Consider the following 14,729-nt stretch of genomic DNA (forward strand, 5'->3'; position numbering starts at 1 on the left):
GGAAGGAGTTTCCACTATCTGCGGTGAGTTCACTGTTTCAGCTTCGTTATTGCTGAAGTATAAGAATGCTCCCACAGCCAGAGCGATCATAAGTCCTGCGGCTATCTGAAGGAAATGAAAATTGTTCTTCTTTTTCTCCACTGGCATAGCCCTATTCAATCGATCTTCAAAACGTTGCTGGTGCCCTGACTGAAGTTTGTATTCTTCCTGTTCCGGCTTCTCCTGAAACATCTTCCTAATATCCTGTCCCATGATTTAAGTATTTTAATTCTTCCTGCAATTTCTTTTTTCCTCTATGCACCAGAGTTCTGGATGCCACCTGGGTAATATCCAGGATTTCGCTTATTTCTTCATGATCGTAACCTTCTACTAAAAACAACATTAAAGGATACCTGTATTTTTCGGGTAGCTCCTGCATTTTCAATTTTACTTCTTCTATCCCAATCCCGTCATCTATCTGCCAGTCATTCTCTTCTTCTACGGTGCCAAGTGTTTGCTCATTTATGGCTACCAGTTCCATTTTTCTTGCCTTGAGTTTGTCCAGACATTTATTGATCACGATCTTCTTCAACCAGGCACCAAAAGTGACCTCGCCATTGAATTGATGTATCTTAGCGAAAGCTTTAATAAATGCTTCCTGCATGGCATCCTCGGCCTCCATCGTATCCTTCATAAATCTCAACGCCACATAGTACATCCCGTCACAATATTTGTTGTACAGCTTCAACTGCGCCCTACGGCTGTTGTTTTGGCAAGCTTCTATTAGCTTATGCTGTATCAATTTAATTGGTATTTGATGGGTTAGTTCATTCTAAAGACGAACCATAAATGTCCGCGTTGCAAAAATTCCGAAATTTATTTTACAATCGCTCTATATTCTTACATTTAAAGCAATTAGCTTAAGTAAACCTTATGGCAGGTTTATTGGATATGTTTTAAAAAATGCTAGAAAATGAACAGTAAATTAAAAACAGGCTTGAGTATTGCCGGAGGATTGATCGCCGCTGGTTTACTTACCATGCTTATAATGAGATATACCACGAAAGCCCATAGCCCTGAGGATGTTGCTACCTATAAGCAGAACGGGATAGAACTGGAGGTCTTTTACAACCGGCCTTACAGGAAAGATCGTGAGATCTTTGGTGAACTTGTACCTTATAATGAAGTCTGGCGAACCGGCGCTAACGAAGCAACAACTTTTGAAACCACTTCAGATATTCTCGTGGATGGAAGTCTTCTGAAGGCTGGAAAATATACGCTCTGGAGCATTCCGAAGCAGAATAGCTGGAAAGTGATCTTTAACGATCAAATGTATCCATGGGGAATAGACATGGATAAGAAGGCTTATAGAGATCCACAATTTGATGCTTTGATACTGGAGAGACCAGTTGAGAAATCTGCTGGAATTACCGAGCAATTCACTATTTCCTTTGAAGAAGCCGGCGACTTTGTTTCCATGGAACTTGTTTGGGATCAGGTTAAAATAGAGATCCCTATAAAAAAAGAAGAGACGCCTACAGGCGCCTCAACTAATGCTATTATATCTGGATGATATTAATCCTCGTCCAGCATCAGGTTTAGAGTAACATCAATGTTATCTCTGGTTGCTCTAGAATAAGGACAAACTTCGTGAGCTTCATTTACCAGCTTTTCACCAGTTTCTACATCAACTCCCGGAATGTAAGTATCCAGAATCGCAGAAAGTTGAAGATTTCCAGAATCTGTCTGACCCAGTTTTACTGTAGCTGTAACACTATAATCTCCAAGATCGATCTTGTGTTGTTTGGCAACATGCTCCAAAGCACTACCATAACAAGCGGAATATCCCGCTGCAAATAATTGTTCCGGGTTAGAATAGTCTCCACCTTCACCACCCAGGCTTTTAGGTTTTCTCAATTCCATATCCAGTATACCATCTTCACTACGAGTATGCCCATTACGACCTCCCTGAGTAGTGACTGTAGTTTTATACAAATTCTTCATTGCGTAAAATAATTTAAGTAATTTAGTTTTCTCCAATATACCAAGCATTTAAAGATGCCTGAAAAAGCTAGTCATAATTTTCTCATAAAAATTACCGCTTCATTTTGAACGAACATCAGCATAAGTCTGCGCTAAGCGAATCTCAAAGCAATAATTCCTCAGGAAATGTTAGTGCTGAATCTGCCCAAAGAATAAGAGATTCCCGCCGCAATAAATCTTCGGAAAAATCTTTGCTGAAAGATTTGCTGGAAGGTAACAAGACTGCTTTGGGTAGAAGTATTACTCTGGTGGAAAGCAATCAACTGAAGCATAAAGAAATGGCTGAAGCGATCGTGGAAGGAGCATTGCCTCACGCCAAGAAATCGATTCGCGTTGGAATTACCGGAGTTCCCGGAGTTGGAAAAAGTACTTTCATCGAAAGTTTTGGCTCCTATCTTATTGAACAGGGAAAAAAAGTTGCGGTCCTGGCAGTGGATCCCAGTAGTTCCGTATCTCACGGAAGTATCCTGGGAGATAAAACACGTATGGAGAAACTGGTCACTCAAAAAAATGCCTTTATTCGTCCTTCGCCAAGTGGGGATTCTTTAGGAGGTGTCGCTCGAAAAACCAGGGAGAGCATTCTGCTTTGTGAAGCAGCAGGCTTTGATGTCATTCTTATTGAAACTGTTGGTGTTGGACAAAGTGAAACGACAGTTCATAGTATGACCGACTTCTTTTTACTTCTAAAACTGGCTGGTGCTGGTGATGAATTACAGGGAATTAAACGCGGCATCGTTGAAATGGCAGATGCTATTGTGATCAATAAAGCTGATGGCGACAATCAGAAAGCTGCCCGTGAAGCAAGACTTGAATTTAAACGTGCGCTTCAACTGTACCCTCCAAAACCAAGTGAGTGGAAACCGCAGGTACAGTTAATTAGTGCTTTATACGAAAAAGGGATTTCCGAAGTATGGGAAATGATTACTGAATTTAAAAGTTCCACCTACAAAAACGGTCATTTCGAACACAACAGGCAGGAACAAAATAAGTTCTGGTTATTTCAGAGTATTAACGATCACCTGAAAAGTCAGTTCTACAATGATCCTAAGGTTAAAATAGAACTTGAAAAGCAACTCAGATTAATCGAAGAAAATAAAACTACTGCTTTCACTGCCGCCCGGGCATTGCTGAAATTATCCTAGTCCTTCAGAAACTTCAGAAAAAGATATTTCCTTAGTGCATGGAATAATAATCCAAAACTTATTCCTATCAAAATACCGGTAATAACATCTCCCGGATAGTGTACACCCAGGTAGATCCGGCTATACGAAACTACAAGAGCCCAGATACTTAAAAATAAAAGCATTGTTGGATACGTTCTTCGGAATAAAAGTCCGAGGAAAACAGCGACACCCGTTGAATTTGCAGCATGAGCAGAGAAATAACCAAACCTGCCACATCGTTCTGCTACATACCTCGCATATTCCATGACTCCTTCCTGCCGGCAGGGTCTTGGCCTTTCAAATCCATGTTTGAACAAATTCGCCAGCTGATCTGTAGCCGTAATGAGCAGTGTTACCACCACCATCGTAAGCAGCGTGGCCTTCCAGCCAAATTTTCTAAATATCAAATACAGCAATAGCGCATATAACGGAATAGCCATCCATTTATCACTAATCGCGATCCAGAGCCAGTCCCACTCTTTTGCACCCAGGTTATTGAGATACAGAAAAAGTTCTTTGTCCAGGGCTACTAATTTCTCCATTTAGTTCTCTTCGTACCTGCTTACTTCGCGGTCATAAAATTCAGAAGCATCTTTAATAATGCCTTCCATTTCACCAGATAATTCCTTCTCATCCTCTTTGTCAAACTCTTCCAGCCATTCTACCTCATCGTCTTTAAGGTCAATGACAAAGCGTGGAAATTCGGTGTGCACCACAAATATTGATTCAGGATAATCGGTATTATCACCTAATATGAACTTTGGTAATTCCATAGTATATGTGTTTTATTTTGCTTCTTTAGTTCTAATTAATTTTCGGCTTAGATAATTGAATCGGAAATATAACATAATTGCTGAAGCCGTTAAACCGGCCAGTAAGCCGAGCCAGATTCCCATACTACCCAGCCTTTCTGGCTGCCCGTAATAAAAACTCACCGGAAAGCCGATGATCCAGTAAGCGATAAAACAGAATACTGTAGGGATCTTAACGTCTTGCAATCCTCTTAAAGCACCAAGTATCACTACCTGTATGCCATCGCTCAATTGAAATAAAGCTGCTATCACCAACAATTGTGCGGCAAGTGAGATCACTTCAGCATTATCTATATAAAACGTTGGTAAAATATCTTTCAAAAGAATAAATAGGAGTGCGAATACAGCTTCAATAAGGAAAACCAACAGGAAGATCGATATTCCTATTCGTCTTAATTCGCGGTATTTTTTTAATCCTACCTGATTTCCGACTCTAATAGTTGCCGTTACACCCAAACCAACTGCGATCATAAAGGTCATACTTGCAAGGTTAAGAGCGATCTGGTTTGCAGCCTGTGGATTCGTTCCCAGGTTTCCAGCCAGAATGATCGTCCCGGTAAAGATGGCCACTTCAAAAAGCATTTGTAAAGCTGTTGGGAATCCAAGGGATAACAATCTTTTAAAAATGCTCCATTTCAACATTTCCTTTTTAGACCATTTAAAGTACTCGGCAAATTTGGATTTCCTGCGAAGGATCTCCCATACGAACCAGAGCATAAAAAATCTTGAAATCAGGGTTCCCCATGCAGCACCTTCAAGCTCCAGCCGTGGAAAGATCCAGATACCGTAGATGAGTATATAATTAAAAATTACGTTCACCACGTTCGCCAGTAAGGTTGCATACATCGCATACCTGGTTTGTGAGAGTCCGTCTGCAAATTGCTTGAACGCCTGGAAGGCCATTAATGGCAACATGGAAAGAGCCACAATATTAAGATACGGAATGGCCAGGTCCACTACCTCAGGTGGTTGATCAAGATAATACAGCAGAGGTTTTGCGATAAGCAGAATGATAAATAAGAACAAGCCATTCAGAGTACAGAGAATAAGACCGTGATGGAAATAACTTCGACCACCTTCCACATCATTAGCCCCATCGGTTTCAGCAATAAGCGGAGTAATAGCAAAACTAAAGCCTATACCCAGAGACATTGCTATAAAAACCAGTGCATTTCCCAGGGAAACTGCAGCCAATGGAGCGGCACCCAATCTCCCTATCATCAAATTATCAACAAGGCCTACCATGACATGCCCTAACTGCCCGAGCATCACCGGGTAGGCGATGTTCAGGTTTTTACCGAATTCTTTCGTATAAGCTGATAATTGCAAAGCTCGAATTTAAGTTTGCAAAGGTAGAGCCTTTAAATTTCTTTTGAAGAAATGACCTTAAATAATTCTCTTCCTACTTCTTTAATTGTGCTGTATTGGATATAGAATCCAGTCCGTATTTATCAACAAGATAAACCAGGGAAGCCATCGTTGCCGCACCCAATTCCAGTTCTCTTTTATTCACTGCATCAAAAGTATCATTCGCAGCATGATGATAATCGAAATAGCGTTGAGAATCTGGTCTCAAACCAGCAAGCACCGTATCGCCACCTTCCAGCGGACCTATATCTGCTCCACCACTACCCTTTTCAAAATAATGAATCAGGTATGGCTCGAAAAGTGGCTTCCAGGACAGGACTTTATTGAATTGAGAGTCAGTCGCGTTGAAGGTAAAACCTCTTGGTGTAAATCCTCCCGAATCACTTTCAAGGGCAAATACATGATCTTCATTTTTTTCCTTTGCAACCTCAGCGTATTTGTTTCCGCCGCGAAGGCCATTTTCCTCATTCATGAACAATACAACACGTAGCGTTTTTTTAGGTTGATACCCGGTTTCCTTCAACAATCTAAGGACTTCCATGGATTGCACCACACCTGCACCATCATCATGAGCCCCGTCTCCAAGATCCCAGGAATCAAGGTGACCACCTACTACCATGATCTCATTTGGAGATTCAGAACCTGTAATTTCACCAATTACATTATAGGATTGCACATCTGGAAAGTTCTTGCAATTCATTTTAAAATATACCTGCAGGTCGTTCTGAATCTTGAGCATACTGCTTAAATATGCGGCATCGTTCGTTGAAATTGCCGCTGCCGGTATCTTTTGATCTTCTGTCAAATCACCATAACTCATGGAACCAGTGTGTGGCAAATCATCCATTCGAAGGTTCATAGATCGTACGATAACGCCAACAGCTCCATACTTTGCTGCTTCCTCTGCGCCAGAATAACGTTGGTCAACACAACCACCATAAGCTTCAAACGTAAGTATATGATCTGCCCGCATAGGTCGGTTATAGAAAACGATCTTACCTTTTATCTGTTCCTCACCATATTCCCTTAATTGCTCCAATCCCTGTACTTCTATCACCTGTGCTTTCGTACCACCTTCAGCAGTAGCAATGGAACCTCCCAGAGCCGTAATATTCAAATTACGAGTATCGCCAGGACCGGTTTGTACATAAGCAAATTCCCGTTCTCCGCGAGTCCACTTTGGAACCATCACCGGTTGCAACCACACTTTGTCCAGACCCAAATTCTCCAGTTCTTTTTTGGTATAATCCACCGCTTGTTCAGCATTGAAAGAACCAGATAAACGCCCGCCTATTTGATTCGAAAGATGATCCAGCCACTCATAGCTTTTTCCATTTAGCAGCGACATATCATAGATCTTCCTGATATTTAGAGAATCTGAAGATTGGGCGATCATTGCTGAATGAATTCCGAAGAAGGACAGCGCCAGGGTACAAAGTATTTTTTTCATTAAATGGGATTTGGTCGCAAATTAAAAGAATTTAAAGAGTTCAAAAACTGAAGCTGCTATTTTTCAGCATTTAATTCTTCTTTGTATTGATCTAAATTTTCAAGTATTTCCGGGGCAAGTTCCGGTTCCTGCACTTCCTTATATTTTGAAAGTTCGTCTTTCAGGATCTTTGCAACCAGGTATCTTGCCGTTGGTTTGTCGTCGGCCGGGATGATGTACCACGGAGCATTTTCAGTAGAAGTCTTATTGATCGCTGCTTCATAACAATCCTGATATTTGTCCCAGAGTTTTCTTTCCTTGAGATCACCCGGAGAAAATTTCCAGTTCTTGCTGGGTTTGTTAAGCCTTCTTAATAAACGATCACGTTGCTCTTCTTTAGATAAGTGAAGGAAAAATTTAAAAATGATCGTTCCATTCTGGGCGATATGTTCCTCAAAATTCCGGATCTGCTTAAAACGCTGATTCCAGAAATTTTCATCTATATCTTCAATGCTATTGATGCCAGGAATATTTTCATTCATGATATACCCGGGATGCACTTTTGTGACAAGCACATTTTCGTAATGAGTTCTATTGAATACCCCAAATTTACCACGCTCGGGCAAGGCGAGGTAATGTCGCCACAAGTAGTCATGCTTCAGCTCCTTGTGAGAAGGTGTTTTAAAACTGTGCACCACCACTCCCCGGCTATTAAAATCTTTAAAAACTTCCCTGATCAAACTGTCCTTTCCCGCCGTATCCATTCCCTGCAGGCAAACCAGCACGCTATATTTATGGTGCGCGTACAGCACATCCTGCCAGTCACCAAGCTTTTTGCGAACATCTTTAAGTTCGTCTTTAATTTTATCTTCTGAAGCGTCCATCTCTATCTTTGTAGGCTTCTCTTTCAGTTTAATATTACCGGTTACTTTGAGCTGGGTATGGTCTATTTTCTTCATAAGATTATTGAATGAACCACTAAAGATACAATCTTTATAAAAGTTAATTTTTTTATCTTCGCCACAAATTCATTCGGTTTGGACAAATTAGAGAGAAAAGATATCATCGATAAGGTCACAACACTTTTAAAAGAGATCCCTTCTTCTATGGATGTCGTTAAAAATGATGAAAACCGTGACAAGAGATTCAGGTATCTCGCTACGCATATGGTAGATAAGGCAATTGAAAAAGATGCACTTATAGTTTCTGAAAATCGCCAGGGTATCGCCATTCTTTTCAAAACCAGTAAGAAAGACAATAATATCTGGAAGGATTTATGGTCTCAACTCAAGCTGGTTGCTAATGTAACCGGAGTGAAAAATGCGCTCGACATTCTAAAGACTCAGAAGTATATTAAGAATCAACGTCCTCAGGAAGGTGAATATCTATACTGCTGGTTCTGGGGAATTCTTAAGGAATACCGAGGTGCAGATACCCAGGTAGGGAAAGAAATGAAGGATGTTTTCTTTAGAACTGCACACGATACCGGTCTGGAATTATACGCAGAAACCCGCGGTAGAACGAATGCTATCGTTTACCAACGGGTTGGTTTTGATCTTTTTCATGAATGGGACCATCCAAGTGGAGACACCATGTATTTCCTTAAATATGATCCTAAAAAGCCTAGAAACAAAAGACCTTAGAACCTGCTTCCGAAGAGCTCCACATCTTCCCTGGTAATTTCCTTACCTCCAAGAATAATGAGCCTTTCCACTACATTTCTAAGTTCTCTTACATTTCCACGCCATTCACTTTGCTTTAATAATTCAATAGCTTCTGAAGTGAATTCTTTCTTATTAGTTCCCTGTTCTGTAGCGATCTTTTCACTAAAATGTTCTACCAGAAGCGGGATATCGTCTTTTCTATTTTTTAAAGCAGGAACTTCTATGAGAATCACAGCAAGACGAAGGTAAAGGTCTTCTCTGAAATTATTTTCCTCGATCTCTTTTTTCAGGTCTTTATTGGTTGCGGCAACTACCCTTACATCTACCTTGATATCCTTGTCACTTCCAACTCTTGAAATTCTACTTTCCTGAAGGGCTCTTAAAACTTTTGCCTGAGCAGACATGCTCATATCCCCGATCTCATCCAGGAATATAGTTCCTTTATTAGCCGCTTCAAATTTCCCGGCTCTATCTTTATTTGCTGAAGTAAAAGCTCCTTTTACATGCCCAAATAGTTCACTTTCGATCAATTCTGAAGGGATCGCGGCACAGTTCACCTCAATCATAGGACCTTTAGAGCGATCACTCTTCTGGTGCAACCAGTGCGCAACAAGTTCCTTTCCTGTTCCATTTGGACCGGTAATAAGGACCCTTGCATCGGTATGAGCCACCTTTTCAATCATGCCTTTGATCCTGCTGATTTCTTCAGAATCTCCGATCATTTCATAGTTCTTGCTTACCTTTTTCTTCAACCGGGTATTTTCCACGACCAGTTCTTTTCGATCAAGGGCATTTCGAACAGTATTTAGTAAACGATTTAGATCTGGTGGTTTTGAAATATAATCAAATGCTCCGGCCTTCATCGTATTTACAGCGGTATCGAGGTCACCATGTCCAGAGATCATTACCACAGGGATTTCTGGCTTGATCTTTTTAGTCGCTTCAAGCACTTCCACACCATCCATCTTCGGCATTTTGATGTCACAAAGGATCAGGTCAAAATCTTCATTTTTCACCAGTTCCATTCCTGCAAGTCCATCTTCAGCTTCAGTAACATGATAATCCTTACTTTCTTCACTCAGTATTTTGTTCAGCACTCGTCTTATGCTTGCTTCGTCTTCTATCAGTAATATTTTTGCCATTAGAATATCGTAAATTTTATTCCGCTTCTCGCGTAAAATGTGTTTGTTTCATTGATGGTGTACAGATCCTCGCGATCTGCATCACGTAACCTGATATCGTTCAATAACGTATGTCCGCCATAAATGTATAGCTTCAAATGGTCGGTAATGCTATATTGATAACCTAAACCACTCAGTAATATTGTCATGGAGATACTTTCTGCCTTTGGCCTGTCGTTAAAAACCAAAGGCTGCGTATCAATATTGCTTTGAATATTCGCAAAAAATCCATCCAGTGTAACAAAGGCCTGTAATTCGCTGTTTTCGCTAAAATGATATTTCATGTTAGTCTTTGGAATACCCACGGTATAAGACCAGTTTTCTGCCCATTTTCTATAGTAGCTCACGATGGGCAATGGAAATGGAAATCCGGTAGTCGTGCTATATCGTAACCCAAGAATAAGTCTCCACGGAATTTCCACCTCTTCCTTATCTCTAATCCTTACAAAGAATACTGAACCAGTGTAGATAAGATCATCTGCTAATATGGTATTTTCAGAAAAATTTGAGGCGATCTTTAATCCTCCTTCAGCACCAAATCTCCAGTCATTACCAAATTTAAAAGTGTAACCCAAAGAGCCGGTAAAGGACTGGAACCTATCCAGATCTGTTGTTTGAAATCCTGTAGGGTCTTCAAATTTGAAATTAACATTCCTGTATTCTACGCTCGGCACCAGGTAAGCACCATCTTTTTTTAAAGCAATTGGATAGGCTACCTGTGCTCTAAACCTTCGGAAAGAGTTATCTGAATTTTTCTGCGGAAAATAAGTGTATTCGATCCTGGCAAGATCAGCTGTCTGGGCATTCAGAAATGAAAAACCCAGTAAACATATGATCAAAATCCAGGACTTATTCATCATTCTCAGTAGTTTGATTATTGGGGATCTTATTCCCTGGCGGATAAAACATATGTACATCTCGCTGTGGGAATGGTATAGTGATATTATTCAATCTAAACTTATCATTGATCTTGAATCTCAATTCACTCTTCACCTTAGGGTCTACAAAACTGTCTGACACATAAAAGTGTAAAGCAAACATTAAAGCGGAATCTCCAAAATCTTCAAAAAGAACGAATGGCTCAGGTTTCTTTAAAATACCTTTCTGCTCCTTTGCGCATTCCAACAGGATCGTTCTAACTTTCTCAACATCACTTCCATATGCAACTCCCACTTTAACCGATTCCCGGGTGGTTTTATGATTCTGCGTATAGTTAAATACTGTATCGCTTATAAACTTATGGTTCGGGATGATCATTACTTTATCATCTCTTGTAAGCGCCCTGGTAGTTCTTAGTTTAATTTCGAATACCCGTGCCACGCGGCCATCCATTTCTATAATATCTCCAACCAGCAGTGATTTATCCAGAATGATAAAAATTCCACCAATAACATCCTGAAATAATTCCTGTAATGCCAGACCAAGTCCAACAAATAATGCGGCAGAAGCTGTTAGTAAGATAGTAACATCTACACCCGTGGAACTCAAAGTAATCAGGATCACCGTAAGATATACAAAGTATTTGATGAATTTAAAGACGCTTATAAACTTAAGCTTGTCTTCGTCCATCAACTTTGAGGTGATAAAAGATCGAATTAATCGTAAAGCAACGCTGGTCAACAGAAAGGACAGGATGACAATAATGACCATTCCAACAGTGATCTTAACATCATCACCTCCTATCTGATAACTGAATCCGGCATTCCAGAAATCCTGGATCAAACCCCAGATATCTTCCTCAATTACTTCTGTAACTTTCTCTTTTGTAGATTGATCGTCCTGCATTCTAATACTTAAGCCACTTATACAATTCTTTATAGCTTGGTTTTTTCCCGTACATCAATATTCCCACACGGTAAATCTTTGCCGATAACCAAAGTACTGCGAAATTGGTTCCAATTAAAATAATGATGGAAATTAAGATTTCGTACCATGGCACACCAAATGGGATACGCATGAGCATTACTATAGGTGATGTGAATGGTATGAATGAAAATATGGTCGATACGGTCCCGTGCGGATTTTCCACTACGGAAAAGAAACCTACATAGATCCCTAAAATAAGAGGGAGAATAACCGGAAACATAAATTGTTGCGTATCGGTTTCACTATCTACCGCGGCTCCAATTGCTGCATAAACCGAACTGTACAGAAAGTATCCGCCAATAAAGTAGATCACAAAGAAACTAAGCAGGCTGGCATAAGGTAACTTCAGGATATCGATCACAAGCTGATTGATCTTTGGATTCCCAGCATTTTCCATCGCCATAGTTGCCGGTGTCTGTGCTGCCATAGGATCAATTCCTAAGAAAGTAGACAATCCTAATAATAGTACACTTCCCAGGATCACCCAAACTACGAACTGGGTAAGTCCCGCAAGACTGGTTCCCAGAACTTTCCCCAATAATAACTGAAAGGGCTTTACTGAAGATACTATGATCTCAATGATCCTGTTGGTTTTCTCCTCGATCACACTTCGCATGACCATATTCCCATAGATTATGATGAACATCATAAGCAGGTAACCAGCTGCACCACCAAAGAACATTTTGATATAATTAGACATTTTCGAGCTTTTCTCACCCGAGAAATTCTGGATATCCACGCTAACATCTGCTCTTGCTTTATCAATTTCTGAAACATCTATTCCCTTATCAATAAGCTGTTTACGAGTTAGTTTATCTGAAATGGTTTTTTCAATATTCTCTATAGTTCCAAAACCTGGTGTTTCTTTCCCGAAGAATTCGATCGTATCTGGTTTGCCGCTAATTGAATTGAGGGGAGAGATATGGATAAGTCCGAAATATTCATTTTCCAGAACCTGAGTCCTGGCAAGTTGAAGATCTTTTTCTGAAAGATCCAGGTACTGTACCTGTTCTCCATCTTTAAATTCTTCAGCAAAAATTCCTGTGTCATCATGAATTCCAATGATCTTTTGATCGGTACTATTGAGCATGCTCAAATAAGCGATCAACATGATCATTCCCACAAATATTAGCGGACTCAAAAATGTCATTACGATAAAGGTCTTGTTGCGTACCCGGGCAAGATATTCCCTGCTAATGATCAACTTTAAATTACGCATTCTGTGTCACAGTTTTAATGAAAATATCGTTTACTGAAGGAATCACCTCCACAAAATGGTTCACCTTCGCCCGGCTGAGTAAATATCTAAGCAACTCATTAGAATCATCCTTCGCACCAACCTTGATAGTTAGTTTAAGATCATCCTGAATACTCTTGTACTTAGCGGGCCCAACTTCAAATTTTGACTGCAGGTCTGCATACAAAGCATTTTTATCTGCCGTTTCCAGACCTATTTCAAAAGTGTTTGAAGTATATACTTTTTTGATCTCGTTGATTGGGCCATCCAGTAATTTATTCGATTTGTGGATTAGTGCTATATAATCGCAAAGCTCTTCCACACTTTCCATACGGTGAGTAGAGAATAGAATAGTAGCTCCTTCTTCTCTCAATTGCAGTATTTCGTCTTTGATAAGATTCGCGTTCACAGGATCGAATCCGCTAAAGGGTTCGTCAAAAATTAGAAGTTTTGGGCGGTGTAAAACAGTGATCACAAATTGTACTTTCTGAGCCATTCCCTTAGACAGTTCCTGGATCTTTTTATCCCACCATTCCTCTATCTCCAGTTTCTCGAACCAGTATTTAAGCCGTTCTTTAGCTTCAGCTTTACTCAATCCTTTTAATCTCGCCAGGTATAGCGCCTGTTCTCCAACTTTCATGGATTTGTAGAGACCTCTTTCTTCCGGCAAATAACCAATGTGAGCGATATCATCTGGATGCAACGGTTTGCCATCAAGATATACCTTGCCTTCATCTGGCATGGTGATCTGGTTGATTATCCTGAGAAAGGTAGTTTTTCCTGCACCATTGGGACCTAAGAGTCCAAAAATACTTCCGCGCGGGATACTTAGAGAAACATCGTTGAGAGCTGTAAATTTTCCGAAGCGCTTGTAGACATTCTCGGCAACCAAAAGATTATCCATAGAGTTCTTTATAATATGTTAAAGATATAGAAATAGCAAGAGAGAAAAAGTCGATTAAGAAGATTTTATTATTCAAAAAAGTCCTTAAAAACAAAACCCACCCTCAATAAATTAAGGATGGGAAAAAAATTGCTATGAAAAAGAAAAATTATCGCTAAAAGACTTAGCGATAATCAAATATATAAAAATTTTCTTAAAATTGGATTTTATGAAAACATATCTTTCACTTTTTCAAAAAATGATTTGTCGCTTTTTTCTGGATTCGGCTGAAAGTTCTCGTCATTAGCCATTCTCTCGAAAAACTCTTTCTGTTCTTTATTTAAAGTTTTAGGGGTCCATACATTTACATGAACCAACAAATCTCCTTTTCCGTAGCCATTAATACTACTAATACCTTTACCGCGAAGACGTAAAATCTTTCCTGACTGCACCCCTTCTTCGATCTTGATACGCACTTTTCCTGTTACCGTATCGATCTCTTTGGAAGTACCAAGAGCTGCTTCAGAATAACTTATATAAAGATCATAATGAAGATTATCACCTTCTCGTTGTAAGCTAGGGTGTTCTTTCTCTTCGATCGCAACTAGTAGATCCCCGGGAATTCCATTACCAGGTGCATCGTTCCCTTTTGAGGAAACCTTTAACTGCATTCCATCTTCAACTCCTGCTGGAATTTTAATAGAAACCGTTTCTTCCTTCATAATAAGACCCTGAGCATCTGCACCATCAGGCTTCTTGTCAATGATCTGTCCTGACCCACCACATGTAGTACATGGAGAAGCAGTTTGCATTCTACCAAGTATGGTATTAGTTACTCTGGTTACCTGACCTGACCCGTTACAGGTAGTACAGGTTTTGTAAGTGGTTCCTGAGGCCTGAACTTTACGCTTTACTTTGATCTTCTTCTCACAACCGTTGGCAATTTCTTCAAGGTTAAGGCTCACGCGTATTCTAAGGTTACTCCCTTTTGCACGTCGCTGACCTCCACCAAAGCCGCCTCCAAAACCGGAGAAACCTCCTCCGCCACCAAAGCCACCGCCAAAGATATCACCAAACTGGCTGAATATGTCATCCATATTCATA

The 14,729-nt window shown here is 40.1% G+C and carries 16 protein-coding genes and 1 pseudogene; 3 read left to right on the forward strand and 14 right to left on the reverse strand.

Features of this window, described 5'->3' with window-relative positions; genetic code table 11:
* A pseudogene (locus ACNKXS_RS00335) lies at positions 1 to 252 on the reverse strand (hypothetical protein); the annotation flags it as partial.
* Entirely contained in the window at positions 236 to 727 is a 492-nt protein-coding gene (locus ACNKXS_RS00340) for an RNA polymerase sigma factor (RefSeq protein ID WP_417919141.1), read from the reverse strand. The pseudogene ACNKXS_RS00335 and the gene ACNKXS_RS00340, both read right to left, overlap by 17 nt.
* Before the next feature lie 225 nt (positions 728 to 952).
* Between ACNKXS_RS00340 and ACNKXS_RS00345 the strand changes: the two genes are divergently transcribed.
* On the forward strand, positions 953 to 1,552 hold the full coding sequence (locus ACNKXS_RS00345) for a DUF2911 domain-containing protein (RefSeq protein ID WP_417919142.1): 600 nt from the start codon (positions 953 to 955) through the stop codon (positions 1,550 to 1,552).
* Positions 1,553 to 1,554: 2 nt separating this feature from the next.
* On the opposite strand, the gene ACNKXS_RS00350 is transcribed toward ACNKXS_RS00345, so the two are convergent.
* On the reverse strand, positions 1,555 to 1,983 hold the full coding sequence (locus ACNKXS_RS00350) for an organic hydroperoxide resistance protein (RefSeq protein WP_141878455.1): 429 nt from the start codon (positions 1,981 to 1,983) through the stop codon (positions 1,555 to 1,557).
* A gap of 104 nt (positions 1,984 to 2,087) precedes the next feature.
* Between ACNKXS_RS00350 and meaB the strand changes: the two genes are divergently transcribed.
* Positions 2,088 to 3,164 carry a methylmalonyl Co-A mutase-associated GTPase MeaB gene (meaB, locus tag ACNKXS_RS00355; RefSeq protein ID WP_417919143.1) on the forward strand — a complete coding sequence of 359 codons (1,077 nt, stop codon included), beginning with the start codon at positions 2,088 to 2,090 and terminating at the stop codon, positions 3,162 to 3,164.
* On the opposite strand, the gene ACNKXS_RS00360 is transcribed toward meaB, so the two are convergent.
* From ACNKXS_RS00360 to ACNKXS_RS00380, 5 genes are all read right to left on the reverse strand, one after another.
* On the reverse strand, positions 3,161 to 3,727 hold the full coding sequence (locus tag ACNKXS_RS00360; RefSeq protein ID WP_417919144.1) for a phosphatase PAP2 family protein: 567 nt from the start codon (positions 3,725 to 3,727) through the stop codon (positions 3,161 to 3,163). The two genes, meaB and ACNKXS_RS00360, sit on opposite strands and share 4 nt — an antisense overlap.
* Complete coding sequence (locus ACNKXS_RS00365) at positions 3,728 to 3,958, reverse strand: hypothetical protein (protein ID WP_141878458.1); 231 nt, start codon at positions 3,956 to 3,958, stop codon at positions 3,728 to 3,730.
* Positions 3,959 to 3,970: 12 nt separating this feature from the next.
* A complete protein-coding gene (locus ACNKXS_RS00370) occupies positions 3,971 to 5,326 on the reverse strand; it encodes an MATE family efflux transporter (RefSeq protein WP_417919145.1) in 1,356 nt (451 codons plus the stop codon).
* Positions 5,327 to 5,399: 73 nt separating this feature from the next.
* Entirely contained in the window at positions 5,400 to 6,815 is a 1,416-nt protein-coding gene (locus ACNKXS_RS00375; RefSeq protein WP_417919146.1) for a M20/M25/M40 family metallo-hydrolase, read from the reverse strand.
* Between the two features lie 56 nt (positions 6,816 to 6,871).
* Positions 6,872 to 7,753: a PPK2 family polyphosphate kinase gene (locus tag ACNKXS_RS00380; protein ID WP_417919147.1), complete on the reverse strand. Its 882-nt coding sequence runs from the start codon at positions 7,751 to 7,753 to the stop codon at positions 6,872 to 6,874.
* 78 nt (positions 7,754 to 7,831) lie between these two features.
* Between ACNKXS_RS00380 and ACNKXS_RS00385 the strand changes: the two genes are divergently transcribed.
* The gene (locus ACNKXS_RS00385) at positions 7,832 to 8,437 is read left to right on the forward strand and encodes a hypothetical protein (protein ID WP_417919148.1); all 606 of its coding nucleotides are present in this window, start codon (positions 7,832 to 7,834) and stop codon (positions 8,435 to 8,437) included.
* On the opposite strand, the gene ACNKXS_RS00390 is transcribed toward ACNKXS_RS00385, so the two are convergent.
* The 6 genes from ACNKXS_RS00390 to ACNKXS_RS00415 all read right to left on the reverse strand — a co-directional run.
* Positions 8,434 to 9,600, reverse strand: coding sequence for a sigma-54-dependent transcriptional regulator (locus tag ACNKXS_RS00390; RefSeq protein ID WP_417919149.1), 1,167 nt, complete (start codon positions 9,598 to 9,600; stop codon positions 8,434 to 8,436). The two genes, ACNKXS_RS00385 and ACNKXS_RS00390, sit on opposite strands and share 4 nt — an antisense overlap.
* A complete protein-coding gene (locus ACNKXS_RS00395) occupies positions 9,600 to 10,499 on the reverse strand; it encodes a DUF6268 family outer membrane beta-barrel protein (protein WP_417919150.1) in 900 nt (299 codons plus the stop codon). Before ACNKXS_RS00395 ends, ACNKXS_RS00390 begins: the two co-directional genes overlap by 1 nt.
* Positions 10,489 to 11,424, reverse strand: coding sequence for a mechanosensitive ion channel family protein (locus ACNKXS_RS00400; protein ID WP_417919151.1), 936 nt, complete (start codon positions 11,422 to 11,424; stop codon positions 10,489 to 10,491). The genes ACNKXS_RS00395 and ACNKXS_RS00400 overlap by 11 nt, the downstream gene beginning before the upstream one ends.
* A 1-nt stretch (position 11,425) precedes the next feature.
* The gene (locus ACNKXS_RS00405; RefSeq protein WP_298247575.1) at positions 11,426 to 12,724 is read right to left on the reverse strand and encodes an ABC transporter permease; all 1,299 of its coding nucleotides are present in this window, start codon (positions 12,722 to 12,724) and stop codon (positions 11,426 to 11,428) included.
* Positions 12,717 to 13,646: an ABC transporter ATP-binding protein gene (locus tag ACNKXS_RS00410; RefSeq protein WP_417919152.1), complete on the reverse strand. Its 930-nt coding sequence runs from the start codon at positions 13,644 to 13,646 to the stop codon at positions 12,717 to 12,719. The genes ACNKXS_RS00405 and ACNKXS_RS00410 overlap by 8 nt, the downstream gene beginning before the upstream one ends.
* 206 nt (positions 13,647 to 13,852) lie before the next feature.
* Positions 13,853 to 14,729, reverse strand: an 877-nt coding sequence (locus tag ACNKXS_RS00415) for a DnaJ C-terminal domain-containing protein (protein WP_417919153.1), incomplete at its 5' end; no start/stop codon positions are given.

The organism is Christiangramia marina (assembly GCF_048285865.1).
Taxonomy (GTDB): Bacteria; Bacteroidota; Bacteroidia; order Flavobacteriales; family Flavobacteriaceae; genus Christiangramia; species Christiangramia marina.